At 57.3% G+C, this 15,663-nt stretch carries 13 protein-coding genes; 6 read left to right on the top strand and 7 right to left on the bottom strand.

Annotated features, from left to right (window positions below; genetic code table 11):
* The first annotated feature begins 142 nt into the window (after window positions 1–142).
* Window positions 143–1,015, top strand: coding sequence for a DUF1499 domain-containing protein (locus HY2_RS11055; protein WP_051594934.1), 873 nt, complete (start codon window positions 143–145; stop codon window positions 1,013–1,015).
* Here HY2_RS11055 and HY2_RS11050 read toward each other — a convergent pair.
* The 4 genes from HY2_RS11050 to HY2_RS11035 form a co-directional block, all read right to left on the bottom strand.
* Window positions 1,012–2,244, bottom strand: coding sequence for a potassium/proton antiporter (locus HY2_RS11050; protein WP_034827563.1), 1,233 nt, complete (start codon window positions 2,242–2,244; stop codon window positions 1,012–1,014). The genes HY2_RS11055 and HY2_RS11050 overlap by 4 nt on opposite strands.
* A gap of 141 nt (window positions 2,245–2,385) precedes the next feature.
* Window positions 2,386–3,828 carry a mannose-1-phosphate guanylyltransferase/mannose-6-phosphate isomerase gene (locus tag HY2_RS11045; RefSeq protein ID WP_034827561.1) on the bottom strand — a complete coding sequence of 481 codons (1,443 nt, stop codon included), beginning with the start codon at window positions 3,826–3,828 and terminating at the stop codon, window positions 2,386–2,388.
* Between the two features lie 120 nt (window positions 3,829–3,948).
* Window positions 3,949–4,860 carry an ABC transporter permease subunit gene (locus HY2_RS11040; RefSeq protein WP_034827559.1) on the bottom strand — a complete coding sequence of 304 codons (912 nt, stop codon included), beginning with the start codon at window positions 4,858–4,860 and terminating at the stop codon, window positions 3,949–3,951.
* A complete protein-coding gene (locus tag HY2_RS11035; protein WP_267895819.1) occupies window positions 4,860–5,831 on the bottom strand; it encodes an ABC transporter permease in 972 nt (323 codons plus the stop codon). The genes HY2_RS11040 and HY2_RS11035 overlap by 1 nt, the downstream gene beginning before the upstream one ends.
* 134 nt (window positions 5,832–5,965) lie before the next feature.
* Here HY2_RS11035 and HY2_RS11030 point away from each other — a divergent pair, with 134 nt between their 5' ends.
* From HY2_RS11030 to HY2_RS11020, 3 genes are all read left to right on the top strand, one after another.
* Window positions 5,966–6,376 (top strand): protein tyrosine phosphatase family protein, encoded by a 411-nt coding sequence (locus HY2_RS11030; RefSeq protein ID WP_034827557.1) that lies wholly within the window; start codon window positions 5,966–5,968, stop codon window positions 6,374–6,376.
* A 139-nt stretch (window positions 6,377–6,515) separates the two neighbouring features.
* Complete coding sequence (locus tag HY2_RS11025) at window positions 6,516–7,454, top strand: ATP-grasp domain-containing protein (protein WP_034827555.1); 939 nt, start codon at window positions 6,516–6,518, stop codon at window positions 7,452–7,454.
* Between the two features lie 45 nt (window positions 7,455–7,499).
* Window positions 7,500–8,399 carry an MBL fold metallo-hydrolase gene (locus HY2_RS11020; protein WP_034827553.1) on the top strand — a complete coding sequence of 300 codons (900 nt, stop codon included), beginning with the start codon at window positions 7,500–7,502 and terminating at the stop codon, window positions 8,397–8,399.
* Window positions 8,400–8,413: 14 nt separating this feature from the next.
* On the opposite strand, the gene HY2_RS11015 is transcribed toward HY2_RS11020, so the two are convergent.
* Window positions 8,414–9,535: an NAD(P)/FAD-dependent oxidoreductase gene (locus tag HY2_RS11015; protein WP_034827550.1), complete on the bottom strand. Its 1,122-nt coding sequence runs from the start codon at window positions 9,533–9,535 to the stop codon at window positions 8,414–8,416.
* Window positions 9,536–9,537: 2 nt separating this feature from the next.
* Window positions 9,538–10,548, bottom strand: coding sequence for an NAD(P)H-dependent glycerol-3-phosphate dehydrogenase (locus HY2_RS11010; protein WP_034827776.1), 1,011 nt, complete (start codon window positions 10,546–10,548; stop codon window positions 9,538–9,540).
* Between the two features lie 177 nt (window positions 10,549–10,725).
* Between HY2_RS11010 and HY2_RS11005 the strand changes: the two genes are divergently transcribed.
* Together HY2_RS11005 and HY2_RS11000 are read left to right on the top strand one after the other, a co-directional pair.
* Complete coding sequence (locus tag HY2_RS11005) at window positions 10,726–12,870, top strand: TonB-dependent siderophore receptor (RefSeq protein WP_034827548.1); 2,145 nt, start codon at window positions 10,726–10,728, stop codon at window positions 12,868–12,870.
* A complete protein-coding gene (locus tag HY2_RS11000; RefSeq protein ID WP_034827546.1) occupies window positions 12,864–14,084 on the top strand; it encodes a PepSY-associated TM helix domain-containing protein in 1,221 nt (406 codons plus the stop codon). The genes HY2_RS11005 and HY2_RS11000 overlap by 7 nt, the downstream gene beginning before the upstream one ends.
* Before the next feature lie 6 nt (window positions 14,085–14,090).
* Here the strand turns inward: HY2_RS11000 and HY2_RS10995 are convergent, their stop codons facing one another.
* Entirely contained in the window at window positions 14,091–15,605 is a 1,515-nt protein-coding gene (locus HY2_RS10995) for an acetyl-CoA acetyltransferase (protein ID WP_034827544.1), read from the bottom strand.
* Window positions 15,606–15,663: the final 58 nt, after the last annotated feature.

Genomic DNA, 15,663 nt, shown 5'->3' with positions numbered 1-15,663 from the left:
GAAACCTCCCATTCTTGCGCAGATTTTGTAAAACGCCCGGTCAGTCCTCATGTTCCGGCGATTTGTGAGGCTCAGGACTGGTCCAACCCGAGCGACTGGCCTATGTCTTTCCCTCAAAGGGTATGAAGGGAAGGCAGACGCCATGAGTTCAGTGGATAAAGCACAGGATGCCGGGTGGCGCGCCATCGTGGCGAAAGTTTCTCTGGGCCTTTCGATTTTTGCCGTTCTCTGGTTTGTCATCGCTGCGGTGGGCGCGCGGTTTGGCGCCTGGAGCTGGCAGTTCGGCCTTGGCACCATGACCCTGAACTGGGGTCTGAAGCTGATCTTCCTGGCACTCGGCGTGTCTGTCGTTGCCATGGTGCTGGCCCTGATCAAGGCGCCCCGTAAGCGCGCTTTCATCCTGTCTTTAGCGGCTCTTCTGGTTGCGGGGCTGAGCTTTGGTCGTGTGGCGGCCTTTGGCGGGCAGGCGACACGCCTTCCACCAATCCATGATGTGCAGACGGACTGGTCTGATCCGATCCAGCCAAGCGAGAGATTGGTGGCTGAACGTAAAGCCGATGGCGCTATGAACCCGATTGAGGATGCGCCTGTGGTGCCGGAGGCGGCAGAAGGCCGCTGGCCTGGCACACCAGGACGCCTTGTTTCGGAACTGCAGGAAGAAGCAGAGTTCCGTCCGGAAGAGCAGGATTCTCCTAAAGTCGCTCCCTATCCAAAGCTCGACACTTACGAAGCGCCCGTCGCACAGCCGGACGCGTTCGCCACAATTGTGGAACTGGTGAAAGATCGCGGCTGGAAGATCGTGTCGGCAGATGCTGCCGAAGGCAGGATCGAAGCAACCGAGACCAGCTTCTGGTTCGGTTTCAAGGACGATGTGATGATCCGCGTGCTTGCGATGGAAGCAGGGGGCACACGTATAGATGTTCGCTCTACCAGCCGCGTTGGCCTGTCAGACCTCGGTGCCAACGCAAAGCGCGTGCGTAATCTGCTGGATGATATTGAAGTTGCCCTGCACTAGGCAGGCGTCGTTTCGGCAGAGACTGGGTTTTCAGTGGCGGATTTCTTTTCCGGTTGCAGGCCGAGCAAACGTGCCGCCGGTGCGATGGTCCAGCCCTGTACGGTGAGTGACACCGCAACAATCACGAAGACCACATTAAAGAACCCGACCGAGATTGGCCCAGGTGAAATGACTGGATAGATGGCGAGCAGAACCGGCACCGCGCCGCGGAGCCCGACCCAGCTGAGGAATATGTTTTCCTTCAGGCTGAAGCCCATCCAGCCGACACTCGTGAAGACAGCGATAGGCCTGGCCACGAGCATCAACACGGCGGCGCATCCGAGGGCAGGCCAAAAGCCATGCATCAGGGCGCTTGGCGTGACCAGCAGGCCGAGCATCAGGAAAAGCACCATCTGGCATAGCCATTGAAAGGCTTCATTGAAATCCATGATGCGGTCTATCGGTCGGTGCAGACGCGCCTTCAGCGTAAAACCCGCAAGATAGGCTGCCAGGAAGCCGCTGCCCCCCAGCAGGCTGACGCCTGCAAAGATGATCAGCGCCCCGGTCAACGACATGACAGGATAGGTCCCCAGCGGCAGAAACAGCCTGTCCAGGATAAACGCCAACAATCGGCCACCGAGAATTCCGCCGACAAGACCAATACCCGCCTGCTGAAGCAGGAAGATGCTGAGCGACATAAGGTCTCCGGTGACATCCTGCTGCGTAGATGCGACCAGGGTGGTGAGAGAGACGGTCAGAAAGATCGCCATCGGATCATTCAGGCCGGATTCCAGAAGCAGGGCATCTTTCAAACGTTGACGCAGGGCGATGCCACTTTGCTGAACAAGCAGGAAGGTGGCGGCGGCATCTGTCGAAGCAACTGTCGCCCCTAGAAGCAAACCAACCAACCACGGCACATCCAGCAGCAGGCAGCTGGCAATTCCGGTGATAGCTGCTGTAATCAGCACGCCGATTGTTGCCAGGCTAGTGGCCGGTGCGCCAGCATTGCGGAAAATAGCGCGATTGGCTTCCAGTCCACCTGCAAACAGGATTACGGCCAGGGCGATACTGCCAAGGTCAAATGCCAATTTGAAATTACTGAACAGAATGCCACCAGGTCCATCTTCACCCAGAAACATGCCGATGATCAGTGCAATGAGGAGAAACGGGGCCCCGGCACGGCGGGCGAGGGGCATCATGGCGAAGCCGCCGAAGATGATCAGGCTGCAAAAAAATACGAACAGCTCCAACCGCGCGCGTCCTCTTTTCTCGAATATCGTATTTATTGCAGATAGTTACTGCGAACAGGTTTGCGCAAGGCGCGAAGGCGCAATCAAGCGCAGCATTTTCATTTAAAAGCAGTCAGATGCGGCCTAATTGCGTCGGGAAAATCAATTCCGGGCATATTTGTCTTCATATCGCACAATATCATCTTCGCCGAGATAGCTGCCAGTTTGCACCTCGATCAGGATGACGGGGTCTTCCCCCGGGTTTTCAAGACGGTGAATCGTTCCGATAGGAATGTAGACCGACTGGTTTTCTGCAACGAGTTTGACATCTTCACCGATGGTGACTCTGGCCGTGCCTGCGACAACGATCCAGTGCTCTGCACGATGACGATGCGATTGCAGCGACAAGGACTCGCCCGGCTTTACAAAAATGCGTTTGACCTGAAAGCGGTCTCCTGAAGCGATACATTCGAAGGAGCCCCAGGGACGGTGATCGCGAGGAAATTTCTCTGCCTGCTGCGCGCCTTTTCTTTTCAGTTCTGCAACAGCAAGTTTGACATCTTGGGCGCGTGAAGCATCTGCCACCAGAACGGCATCTGGCATAGCAACCGCGATGACGTTCTTCAGACCGATTCCCACAAGTTCCAGCCCCTCGTCTTCTGACCTCAGCAATGTGTCAGAGCAATCGAGGGCTGTTGCGTGACCGCTGACGGCCACACCGTTTTCATCCAGGCCGGACTCACGCAGGACTGCGTCCCATCCCCCGAGGTCCGACCATCCGGCAGAGAAGGGAATGACGCTTATATTATCGGCCCGTTCCATAATGGCATAGTCGATGGAGGTGGCTTCGGCTTGCGACCAGGCTTCCTGTTGCAGACGCAGAAAATCCAGATCGCGCTTTGCCTCATCAACAGAGGCTTGAACCAGGGGCACCATATGCGGGGCATGTTGGCGGTAGGCCTCAAGAATGGCCTGCACGCTGAACAGGAAGATGCCTGCATTCCACATATGATTACCGGCAGCGACCAGTCTCTCTGCTTTGTCGGCATCAGGCTTTTCAATGAAGCGGTTCAAACGGATGGGAGAGAGGTCACCAGCCACCGGAACAGAGCTTAATTCCAGATACCCGTACCCTGTTTCGGCATAGGTCGGTTTGATCCCGAAGGTGACAAGGTCCCCTTTCGCTGCAGCCTTACAGCCAGCTGCCACAGCCTTATGAAAGGCGAGGGCATCGGGAATAACATGATCAGATGGTGCAACCAGCATAAGGGCATCCGGGCGTGTTTTTGCCAAATGCAGGGCCGCCGCCAAGATTGCCGGAGCTGTATTGCGAGCTTCAGGTTCAATCAGGATGCCCTGATTTTGTATTCGGTAAACACTCAATTGCTCTTGGACTACGAAGCGAAAGTCTTCGTTCGTTAGAACAAGCGGAGCATCGAAGACATCGCCACTGAGACGCCTGGCCGAAGACTGAAAAAGGGTTTCCCCCCCCGTGAAAGGAACAAATTGTTTCGGGAAGCTCTTGCGGGAGAGAGGCCAGAGGCGTGTTCCTGCGCCGCCGCATAGCAGCACCGGCACAATTTTCCTGTCTATCGCCTCACTCATGATTTTCCTGGTCCCCTACATCGTTCTTATACTGCGGCCAGAAGCAGTTCTTCCCGGTTAAGAGAATATCGAGTGCGATGCAATCGTCTCGCATGAATATGGACTGCCTGTGGCTTAGGCTTACCGGTCTTTCGGATCCAGCGCATCCCGCAGGCCGTCACCGATGAAATTCAGGCACAAAAGCGTGACGGCCATGGTGAGGGCAGGCGCAAGCAGCATCCAGGGCTTCTCTCCCATCCGGTCTGCGCCGTCAGAGATCAGCACGCCCAGCGAGGTGAGCGGTTCATTCACGCCGAGACCGAGGAAGGATAGGAAGCTCTCCGCCAGAATGACCACAGGAATGGTCAGAGTGACATAGACTGCCACCGGGCCGATCACGTTCGGCAGGATGTGGCGTATGATGATGTCGCGGCGGTTCACGCCGGAGGCGCGGGCTGCCTCGATGAATTCCTTGCCTTTGATGGCAAGCGTCTGACCCCGCACGATCCGCGCCATGGTGAGCCATTCGATGGCGCCGATGGCCGCAAAGATCAGCACAATGTTGCGCTCGAACACTGTGAGCAGCAGGATCACAAAGAAGATGAAGGGCAGAGCGTAGAGCACATCAACGATGCGCATCATGAAATTGTCGATGCGTCCACCAAGATAACCGGCTGTGGCACCCCAGCTGACGCCAATGATGAGACTGACTGCGGTCGCAACAATGCCGACCATCAGGGATATTCGTAGACCGATCATCAAACGCGCCAGAAGGTCACGCCCCTGCAAATCTGTGCCCAAAGGATGCATGCCATCCAGTGTGGGGGTGATCATACGCAGATCAGAGATCGTGCGGTAATCGTGTACCCAGACCATGGGACCAAACACGGCAATCATCACCAGAACACCTAGAATCCACATGGAAATCACGGCGGCGCGATTGCGTAGAAGGCGGCCGCGCGCGTCCTCCCAGAGGGAACGTCCACCCACAATTGCCTTTTCAACTGGCTCGATGCGACCCGTCGGGTCGAGAAGGGGGTCCACGTCTGTCATCAGTCGTATTTCACTTTCGGATCGAGCATTGCGTAGAGAATGTCGGCAATTAGGTTCAGAATGACGATGAAACCCGCATAAACAATGATGGCACCCATCACGAGGGTATAGTCGCGGTTCAGCGCGCCATCGACAAAATAGGAACCGAGCCCTGGCAGACCGAAGATCTTCTCGATCACAACAGAACCGGTCATGACCCGAGCCATGGCCGGGCCAGCATAGGAAATCAGAGGCAGCAAAGCGGCCGGCAGCGCATGGCGCGCGATCACCTGGCGTTCTGACAGGCCCTTGGAGCGGGCGGTACGAATGTGGTTTGAGCGCATCGTCTCAATAATGGAGGCGCGCATCAGGCGTGAGATGATCGCGATTTGGGGCAGGGCCAGTGTGATGACCGGCAACGTCATATTGTGCCAGCTCATGCCGATATTTGGATAGGTGCCAAGACCGCCTACGGCAAAGATGCCTGCGCCAAGGGCAAAGATCAGAATCAGAATCGGTCCTGTCACAAAGGTGGGGATGGAGATGCCGGCCATAGCGATCCCCATAACACTGTAGTCTGCCGCTGTATTTTGCCTGAGCCCGGCAAAAACACCCAGGAACGTGCCCACAGTGATCCCTAATACCATCGCCAGAATACCGATGCTGAGCGACAGGGGCAGGCCGTCGGCGATGAGATCATTCACACTCTTGCCGAGGGTTTTGTAGGAGGGGCCGAAATCGCCCGTGAGCACGCCGCCGACATAATTCAGGTATTGCTCGTGCAGGGGTTTGTCGAAGCCGAATTTGGCGGCCACGGCTGCTTCCGTGGCAGGAGGCAGCTTGCGCTCTCCGTCGAAAGGCCCGCCTGGCGCAGCGCGCATCATGAAGAAGGCCATGGTAATGATAGCCAGCATTGTCGGGATTGCTATCAGCAGCCGCCTGAATGTGTAGGCCCAAGGAATGCGGCTAAAGGCTCTCTGCAGTGTCGACACGTTATCTGCTATTCCATTGCTGTTGAAAGGAATTCCCGACGCGACCGACACCAAAGCTTGGCAGACCGCATCACAATCCTTAGCTTGTAGATACAGCCGATCAAGACGGCAGACTCAGGCAGGGATTTTTCAATATGGCTGATATTCGCCGCGTGACGGACGCTTTTGCCGTTGCTCCCCAGATTTCAGAGGATGATGTTGCAGAGATTGCTGCGGCCGGATTCAAGACGATTGTCGTCAACAGGCCTGATGGAGAAGGAGGCGTGGACCAGCCCCGAATGGGCCCAATTCGTGCAAAAGCCGAATCACTGGGGCTCGCATTTGCCGCTTTGCCTTTCTCTGGCGCGCCGACTCCTGAAATCGTTGAGCGTATGAGCAATATCCTGAATGAGGCGCCTCAGCCTGTCCTGGCCTATTGCCGCACCGGCACGCGCTGTATCACGGCTTGGGCGCTGACACATGCCGGTCAGGGAACCGCCCGCGAAATCATCGATGCGGCTGCAGATGCCGGATATGATCTGTCGAGCCTTGAAAGCCTGCTATAGGGGTTGCCAGATACGCTATTGTGAGCAATTCTTCACACTGTTGCCGCATTAAGAGTGTTGTCAGGTGTTCGGCACCGTGCCAAGCGAATTGCGGGAGAGCGCGGGTGTAACGCCTTTGGCGCAACAGGAGTGGATTAAGATGAGCGATCGTCTGTGGATCACCGATTTCAAGTATGACGATCGGGCCGTGCTTGTAAAAAAGACGGGGCATCGCATCCCTCTGACATTTTCCTTACTGCATGACGTCTTTACCTGGTTTTGCTTCTACTTCTTTGCGCAAACCTGGCGCACTTGGCGGCGCCTTACCGGGCATAAGCGCCCTACGATTGCCTTCTATCCTGACAAGCCGCGGCCTTGGTATTTCATTTGGCCGGTGATGCATGTCTCCGGCGCCAAGCTGATTGATGATGTCGCCACGGCGGACATTGTCATGCAGTTTGACGATTCTACCGAAACGGACAATTCCACGCCTCCCGTAAGAGACGGTGCCATCCTGGTGAATTTCAGCTGCGATGACATCTCAAAGTCCACCGTCGCTGCTGCTTTCGAGCGCGCGTCCGGTTATTCGCTGAGCGTCGACCCGACAACCCATGCCGGTCGCATGGTCGAAAAATCCGAGCTCAACGCCGCGCATGATGGCCGCATCCTGGAAGGCCCGCTTGATGCACCTTTGCCTGGCAAGACCTATCAGCGCCTTGTTGACAATGAGATTGATGGTGGACTGGTCGAGGATCTGCGGTGTTGCATAGTGAATGGCTCGCCGGTCGTCGTGTTCCGCAAGCGTCGGCCGCTGGAGCGTCGCTTCCTGAACGAGAATGTCGAAGTTTTGCTCGATGAGCCTCGTAATTGCTATACGGCCGACGAAATTGAGGTCATTGAGCGCTTTGCTGCCGAAATCGGTCTGGACTGGGGTGGCGTAGACGTCTTACGTGATCGGACAACCGGACGAATCTACATCGTCGATGCAAACAAGACGGATATGGGCCCGCCTGTGGCCCTGAAGCTTGGCTCCAAGCTCCGCGCAACGCGCCGTATGGCGCAGGCCTTTGCCGTCGCCTTTGCACCGAAGAAGCGTTGATTCCTCCGGCACGTTATGATGACGCTGCAAGAGATTTAGACGCCCATGGCCATACCTTACGTCCGCGAGATCGAATTTGAGTATGGTGTGGTGGAGCAGGTCTCCCCTCTGATACGGCGTGTCATTGCCAATAATCCGGGCCCGTTCACCTATGTCGGCACAGGCGTCTATATTATCGGGCATGGAGAGGTGGCCGTGCTTGACCCGGGGCCTGAGGACGCCGAACATTTCGAAGTCCTGAAAAAAGTCCTCGAAGGCGAAACGGTTACGCATGTTCTGGTCAGCCATGGCCATTCAGACCATTCCCCGCTGGCGCACCCGCTGGCCGAATGGGCGGCCTGCAAGACCTATGCGAAGAATTGCGGTATCCCGACCGCCAAGGGCGAACTCGGCAGTGCGGACGATCTGGGCTTTATGCCTGATGTGAAAGTTGGCGACGGTGACGTGATTTCCGGACCGGGCTGGACCCTGGATGTGATTGAGACACCGGGCCATACCTGCAATCATCTTTGTTTTGGTCTTCGTGAGGAGAATGCCTGTTTCTCCGGTGACCATATCATGGGCTGGTCGACGACAGTTGTCGCGCCGCCGGACGGGGACATGGCAGATTATATGAACAGCCTGGACAAGATACAGGCCATGAAGTTCGAAACGCTCTGGCCGACCCATGGCAGCCCGGTGAAAGGGCAGGCCTTTGTCGATACGTTCATCACAGAATATGCCAGTCACCGACGAGCCCGTGAGGCTGCCATTCTGGAGCAGCTGCGTTTTGGTGAGACCGCGATCCCTGAGATGGTGAAAGTAATGTATGCGGATGTTGATACGCGCCTGCATCCTGCGGCCGCCATGTCTGTGCTGGGGCATATGATTGCTCTGATCAAGGCGGGGACAGTACGTTGCCCTGACGAGAACCCAACCGTGCGCTCACACTTCGAACTTGCCTGAGACCACTCGTGATTTCAGGCTTCAGTCATATCGGAAGCGTGATCGGCAATTGCCAGGCTGGCGGTCAGGCCGGGAGATTCGATCCCGAATAGATTGATCAGGCCGGGCAAGCCATGTTGCGCCGGGCCGTCTATGCGGAAATCTGCTGTGGGCTCGCCTGTATGGGAGAGTTTGGGGCGGCAGCCGGAATAAGCAGGCGTGAGACTATCATCAGGCAGGCCCGGCCAGTATTTGCGGATTGCTGAATAAAATGAAGTCGCGCGATCTGGCGCCACACTGTAATCAACCGTGCAGGGATCATTCTGATCCAGCCATTCGACGTCCGGCCCGAACCGCATCTGGCCCCCAAGATCCAGCGTCAGGTGCACACCGAGGCCGCCATCTATCGGCACCGGATAGATCAGGCGCTCAAAAGCAGGTGGGACTTGGCAGCTGAAATAGCTGCCTTTGGCCAGGATCATTTCGGGCAGGGCCTCTGGTGGGAAACCTTCAATGGCGCGAGCAAGCGGCACGGCGTAGAGCCCCGCCGCATTTATGATTGTGCTCGCTCGCAGCGTCTGTGGATCAGTTCCTCCCAAGGAGAGAGCTATGTGCCCATCCGACAAGAGTCTGCCGCCTGAGACGGGCGAGCCAAAGGCGATGATGCCGCCATGGTCTTCCAGTGCGCCTTGCAGGGACAACATGTAACCATGCGTATCCAGAATACCTGTTTCTGCCGAGTGAAGCGCTGCCTTGCAGGTTAGGGATGGCTCAAGTGCAGTCGCGCTCTGGCGCGTGAGATGGACTATGTCCTCCACGCCATTGGCCTTGGCCTGCATCTCTATAGCTGACAGGACAGGGAGGTCTTCTTCACTGGTTGCGACAACCAGCTTGCCGCATTTGCGATGGGCGACATTTCGGCTTTCCAGCCACTCATAGAGCCGGTATCGTCCTTCTACGCACAATGTGTGCTTCAGCGAGCCGGTGGGGTAATAGAGGCCAGCATGGATAACTTCGCTGTTGCGAGACGAAATGCCAGTTCCGATGGCCCGTGCCTGTTCGAGGACGACGACATCGCGTCCGCGTCGGGCGAGTTCGGCAGCACAGGCTAGACCAACCACCCCCGCACCGATTACCACGACATCGGCTTCGAGCATGATCAGGCCATGACACTCTCAGCCCGGTTAGGACGCATCAACAGGCGATGAATGGCTTCATCCACATTGATCGCGCCTTGGATCACATCGGCCACCGCATCGCAAATGGGCATGTCGACATTCTTGCTGGCGGCGAGCTTTTTCAGGACAGGCGCAGTGGCGACCCCCTCGGTTACCGCGTTGCGCGCGCCGAGAATGGCTTCCAGCGTTTCACCTTTGCCGAGCGCCATACCGCAGCTCATATTGCGGCTCGTCTCCGAGGAGCAGGTGAGCACAAGGTCGCCGAGCCCGGAGAGGCCAGCCATTGTCTCCCGGTCTGCACCGAGTGCGAGGGCCAGCCGGGTCATCTCCGCGCTGCCGCGTGCGATGAGGGCAGCATGAGCGGATCGACCGAGGCCCTTGCCGAGCGCGATACCGCAGGCAATGGCCAGCACATTCTTCACCGCGCCGCCAATCTCGGCCCCTAGTAGATCATGCGCCAGATATGGGCGGAAGGTGGGTGTGGATATCGCTGCGATCAGATCCGTCCCGAGGCTTTCATCCTCAATGGCGAAGGTCACAGCTGTAGGCAGGCCGCGCGCCACATCAATCGCAAAGCTAGGGCCTGACATCACTGCCGGAATGGCCTCCGGCAATTCATCCGCCAGAACCTGCGTCATGAATTCCGCGCTCGACAGCTCAATCCCCTTGGAACAGAGCACGACTGGCGTGTCACAGCGAATATGGCCTTTCAGGGTGCGCAGGGTTGCGCGGGTATGTTGAGCCGGGGCAACGGAGAACAGCGCATCCATCAGGTGCAGTTCAGTCAGGTCGCTGGTGGCCTTTAGAGATGGGTTCAGTGGTACACCGGGCAGGAAAACGGTATTCTCATGCCGCGCATTGATCGCGTCCGCGACCTCTTCTTCGCGGCACCAGATCATTACGTCCTGTGTGTCACGGGTCAGCATCTGGGCAATTGCTGTGCCCCATGCGCCGCCGCCGATCACGCCTATCCGGTGAAAATGTCTCGTCATGCCTCCAGATTGCGGCATGTCACGGGGAGGGGCAAGCACTGCTTCGCAGCCTTTGCTCAAGCACAGGCATCGGGCGCGATACATGATGAATGTGAAAATCATTCGCAGGGTTATTGCGAATTATTCTCAGAGCTGGTAGGCGGGCGCTGATCCATCTATCGAACACTGGGAAGCATCATGATTCAGCGACTATCCGTTCCGCGCCTCGGCCTAGTTCTTGCCGGTGCTGCCGCTTCTGCTCTGGTTTCACAGGCGCAAATTGTAGAGCAGGACGAGGGGAAAGAGCTGCGCCAGGACACAGTGATCGTGACTTCCCGGGCGCAAGAGCTTTACCGCGTGCAGGAGACAAGTTCGGGTAAGCTGCCGACTGAGCCGCTCCTGTCCACGCAGGCGATCACAGTAATCAATTCCCAGCTGATTGAAGACCAGGGCGCGCGGGATGCGCAGGATCTCTATCGCAACATTTCAGGTGTGACCGTGTACAGCTATGCTGGCGTGACAGCGCGCGGTTTTCGCCAGGAAGAGAACTTTTTCGACGGATTGCGCGGTGATCCCTATGCCGGGTTCTCCGTGCCCCAGCTGTTCAATGTGGGACGCGTCGAGTTCCTGAAGGGCCCGGCAGGCATGTTGTATGGTGCCGGTGCACCGGGCGGCCTGTTCAATTATATCACCAAGACGCCGAGCAGGGACTTTGCGGCGAATGTTTCAGCCGTCTACGGCACGGAAGGGCGCAAGGGCGCATCTTTTGAAGTGACGGGTGCGTTGCCCATGGATGGTACGGCCGGTCGGCTGGGCGTTTTCTATGAAGACCAGCACGGGCCGCGTTGGAATACCGGCTCTGAGACAGACATTTATGATGCGGGTATCAGCTTTGATCTCGGCCTGGCGGATCTGGTGGTGCAGGCCACACGCTATGAGCAGAAGCTGAACGGTAACCGTCTGCGCGGTGTGCCTACGGATGATTTGGGGAACTTCATTGCGGACCGCCGCTGGAATCATAACGAGCCGACGGACTTCCTCGACCTTGCCTCAAATGTTCTCCAGGCAAAATTGTATGCCGAGCCAATGGAGGGCCTCACTCTGGATGCAGGTATCCGCTACATGGATGGCACCGAGCGGCAGCAGTATCATGAGCCGCGCGGCCTGTTTGATTCGAATGGCGATGGTGAGGTGGACATGTCCATTCGCGAATTCCGTGATCAGAAGCGCCGCAATGAAGGTGTCTCCATGGGCACTAATGCCGTCTGGTCTCGCCAGTTCGGGGCAATCGACAATCGTGTGCTGGTCGGCGCGGACTGGTATCGCAATGATTCCTATTTCTCAGGGATGACCATTCGCGGGAAGAAAAACGTAACTTCCGGTTTGCCATCTCCTCTCAGCCTGGAAAACCCGACCTATGGCGAGACGGATCCGTCCACATATAATGACCTTCCGGCACGTGTTACGGATTCGGTGCAGACACGTTACGGCTTCTATGCCCTCAATGAAGCAACCTTGGGGCCTGTGGTTGCCGTCGTCGGCGTGCGTCATGACACATTCGAGGATGAAGATCGTGTCGGGGGTGACGGCTATGAAGATGACGCCGTGACCTGGCGTGCAGGGCTGGTCTATCGCGTGCGGGAGGATGTTTCCCTGTTTGGCCAATGGGCGAGCAGCTTTGAGCCTCAGGACATAAGTGCCCAGACGCCGCTGGCAGGCGGGCCGTTTGAGCCGACCGAAGGCGAGATCGTCGAAGGGGGCATCAAGACCGAGTTGATGAATGGCCGGGTTCAGTCATCTGCCTCCATCTATCGCATCGTCAAAAACAATGTCTTGCAGGCTGACCCGCGCGGGGATGTGGATGCAGATGACGTGGATGACCTGCTGGCCTTTGGTGAAGTGACCAGCGATGGCTTCGAAGCGGACATCACGGCTGACATTACAGAGAACTGGGTGGGCACCGTGTCCTATGCCTATAATGATGCGCGCATTACGAAGTCGAACGGCCTGACCAGTATCGATGCCAATGTCGGCGACAAATTCCCGAATGCACCTGAGAATACGCTGGGTTTCTGGACACGATATCAGGTGCCCGCTTGGAACACGGCTTTTGCCTTTGGTGGCGACTATGTTGATGTGCGCGTCAGCCGCAGCGGGCAGAAAGTGCGCCCTTACATGGTGTTTGATGCCTCGATCATCTACGAGATTGAGGACTGGAAAGCCCTGTTGCGTGTCGACAATCTGTTCGATGAGACCTATGCGTCCAGCGGCTTTATTGACCGGACTGGGCACTTCCCAGGTGATCCGCGCTCTGTGTTCCTTGAAGTCACCCGTAAATGGTAACAGGCCCACGCCGACGAAAGAAACCCAAGGCCCGCCTCTGGTGGAAGATACACCAATGGGCGGGCCTGCAGGTCTCTTTGTTTCTGTCTTTTGTGTTCCTGACGGGAACGCTCGCCGTCTTTTCCTACGAACTTGACTGGCTATCGCGGCCTGCCATGTGGGTGAGTCCGGGTGAGGTGACCCAGCCCGTCAGCTGGGGAAGCGTCAGTGCGGCCGTCATGGCATTTGATCCTGAGGCGGAGATTATCAGGATTGATGCCCCCATCAACAAGGCCGCCGCGATTGACGTTGTGGTGAACTCTCCAGGCAAGGCGACGCCACATCATGTCTACGTGCACCCTGGTACGGGGAATGTCACTGGTACGGGTGGCTGGCTGGGCTTTCAGCGTTTCCTGCGCAATACGCATCGCCATTTGATGTTGCCCGTCAAGTGGGGCGTTTCCATTGTGGCCATGGCCGCAGTCCTGTTGCTTGTTTCCCTCGTCACATCCTTTGTTGTCTACAAGAATTGGTGGCGCGGTTTCCTGCGCTGGCCGAAAGGACGAACCCTGCGCGCCATGGTGGGCGATGTGCACCGGTTGGCCGGGCTTTGGTCCATGTGGTTCATTCTTCTGCTGATTGGCACGGGCTTTTGGTATCTCATTGAAGTCTGGGGCGGGGGGGCACCTCTTCCAGATCGTCCTCAGATTCAGCCGGCAGGTAGTGCGCAGACTACAGAGGACCTGGCGGGTGCCCTCGACAAGGGTATTGCTGCGGCTCAACGAGACATGCCGGAGTTTCAGGTGAAGGCCATCATCTGGCCCCGCGAAAAATACCCAGCCTTCATGGTGCAGGGGCATACGGGACGCGCCATATTGGTAAGGCCGCGGGTGGATTCCGTCTGGGTGGATGGCGCAACAGGCACCGTACTGGGCGGCATTGATCCGCGTAGCTTGAACCTGCACCAGCGGATATCCGAGGCGGCAGATCCGCTGCATTTCGGAACATTTGCTGGCTATTGGACCAAGACCATCTGGTTCATCTTCGGCCTTGCCATGACAGGATTGTCCCTGACTGGCGTGGCAATCTACAGCCTACGGATCGTCAAGAGTGAGCGGGCAAGTCCTGGCTGGCGTCGGGGCATACGGGACGGATGGCGGGCTATGGGCAAGACGCGCTGGGTGGCGCTTGGCCTGTGCATCTTGCCTTTTGTGCTCGCGCCTATTCTGCTCTAGCTCGCATCAGGCGAAGTCGAAAATACCCTTTTCACCTTCGACCTTCACACTCACCTTGCGGCCAACAGGGGAGGCATCCTCCCGAAGGACGCCCAGCGCAGCAGGGGAGGCATTGGCCAGCGCGCGGCGGCTATCTTCCAGCCGAATGAAGGCGATGCCCTTGTTCGGGCCTTCCTTGCCATGCGTCACCGTGAAGGTTTCCAGCGTGCCTTCGCAATCTTCCTTGCAGAGTTCAACTTGCTCGGTCGGCGTTGCATAGGGCTCGGCGGGGATGAAGTGGATCGGCTTCTGCATGGAATATATGCCAACGGCTTCCTTGGTCATCCAGCCGCCATTAGCCAGCACAAGACCGTAGCTGTCGGTATCTTCGCGCAGGGTTTTCGCCATCTCCGCAATGCCGTGCAGGGAGTAATTGTTTCCCGGTCCACCAAAGAAGGGCAGGCCGCCCGTCAGGGTCAGCGGCCGCAGATCGTTCTTCCAGTCAATGCCAAGGGCTGCTGTGGAAGAGAACACTGCGCAAGGGAAACAGGAATAAAGGTCGAAATGCTTGATGTCTGCGGTTGTCTTATTCGCTTGGTGCAATGCGCGGCTGATGGCTTTCTCCATGGCCCATGATCCGTCGAGGCGTGGGCGGAGAGAAATCAGGTCATCCGCCGCTTCGCCTGCGCCATGGATGTAGACGCGTTTGTCTGCTGGAATGCCCAGTGCATCTGCCTTTGACTCGCTCATCAGGATGGCCGCGGCGCCCTGGTTCACCGCGTCCTGCGCAATGAACCATTTCAGGAACGGGTCTGCATATTCGTAGTTCGCTTTGGACGGTGTGGAAAGAAATTCGACGGAGTGTTCATCAGGGAACTGAGAATAGGGGTTTCCAGCGGCAACCTTCGTGAAGGGCTGGAACAGCTTTGCCATTGAGGTGCGATGCTGGCTGCGGCTTTCGCCTTCACGGGCGGCAATGGCATTTTCAAACAGGGCATAGAAATAGGCTGGCGCCACAATGCCGTGCTTGATCTCTTCGCGTGATAGCATCATCGGGCCGAGCCCGCGATCTTCATAGTTTGCGTCTGCATCATCGGCCCAGTTAATCTCGACACCATTGCGGCGGGCCCCTTTGGAGGCGCGGTTTGCTTCGGACCCCGAAATGAGGGCGCAGTCGATATCGCCCGCATGGATCTTCGCGGCCATTTCATTGACCAGCGCCTGGGGACTCTGGCCACCAACGGTCTCATAGATCAGCGTCTGTGGCGCTGCGCCTATGTCGCGCGCGAGCGTGCCTGGCAAATTCGTGTTGTGTCCATGAGGATGGGGTGCGCCACCAACAGAGTCCTCAAAGATGCGGACAACCGCGATCGTATTGATGGCTCTAGCAAGGTCTGCGACGCCACTGTCTGCCAGTGCGGCTTTAGAAGCGTCGACCATCAGGGAGAGGGGGGATGGGGCGTCAGCAGCGCCTTGAGTTCCGTCCCACTGGCTTAGGCTTTGTCCAACGCCAACCACCACAGGCATGTCGCCTTTTGCCATTTCTGTCTCTCCCTCAAATTCTTGTCTGAAAGAGATTTACAGCGTCGGGGGAAGCAGA

The organism is Hyphomonas pacifica, from assembly GCF_000682675.1.
Lineage (GTDB): Bacteria > Pseudomonadota > Alphaproteobacteria > Caulobacterales > Hyphomonadaceae > Hyphomonas > Hyphomonas pacifica.
Note: the sequence above shows the minus strand (reverse complement) of the source record. Positions and strands in the feature narration are given on the sequence as shown.

What these genes read in the sequence shown, in the direction of transcription:
- HY2_RS11055 (WP_051594934.1), top strand. Translation starts at nt 143, where the DNA reads ATGAGTTCAGTGGATAAAGCACAGGATGCCGGGTGGCGCGCCATCGTG.
- HY2_RS11045 (WP_034827561.1), bottom strand. Translation starts at nt 3,828, where the DNA reads ATGAGTGAGGCGATAGACAGGAAAATTGTGCCGGTGCTGCTATGCGGC.
- HY2_RS11040 (WP_034827559.1), bottom strand. Translation starts at nt 4,860, where the DNA reads ATGACAGACGTGGACCCCCTTCTCGACCCGACGGGTCGCATCGAGCCA.
- HY2_RS11030 (WP_034827557.1), top strand. Translation starts at nt 5,966, where the DNA reads ATGGCTGATATTCGCCGCGTGACGGACGCTTTTGCCGTTGCTCCCCAG.
- HY2_RS11025 (WP_034827555.1), top strand. Translation starts at nt 6,516, where the DNA reads ATGAGCGATCGTCTGTGGATCACCGATTTCAAGTATGACGATCGGGCC.
- HY2_RS11020 (WP_034827553.1), top strand. Translation starts at nt 7,500, where the DNA reads ATGGCCATACCTTACGTCCGCGAGATCGAATTTGAGTATGGTGTGGTG.
- HY2_RS11015 (WP_034827550.1), bottom strand. Translation starts at nt 9,535, where the DNA reads ATGCTCGAAGCCGATGTCGTGGTAATCGGTGCGGGGGTGGTTGGTCTA.
- HY2_RS11010 (WP_034827776.1), bottom strand. Translation starts at nt 10,548, where the DNA reads ATGACGAGACATTTTCACCGGATAGGCGTGATCGGCGGCGGCGCATGG.
- HY2_RS11005 (WP_034827548.1), top strand. Translation starts at nt 10,726, where the DNA reads ATGATTCAGCGACTATCCGTTCCGCGCCTCGGCCTAGTTCTTGCCGGT.
- HY2_RS11000 (WP_034827546.1), top strand. Translation starts at nt 12,864, where the DNA reads ATGGTAACAGGCCCACGCCGACGAAAGAAACCCAAGGCCCGCCTCTGG.
- HY2_RS10995 (WP_034827544.1), bottom strand. Translation starts at nt 15,605, where the DNA reads ATGGCAAAAGGCGACATGCCTGTGGTGGTTGGCGTTGGACAAAGCCTA.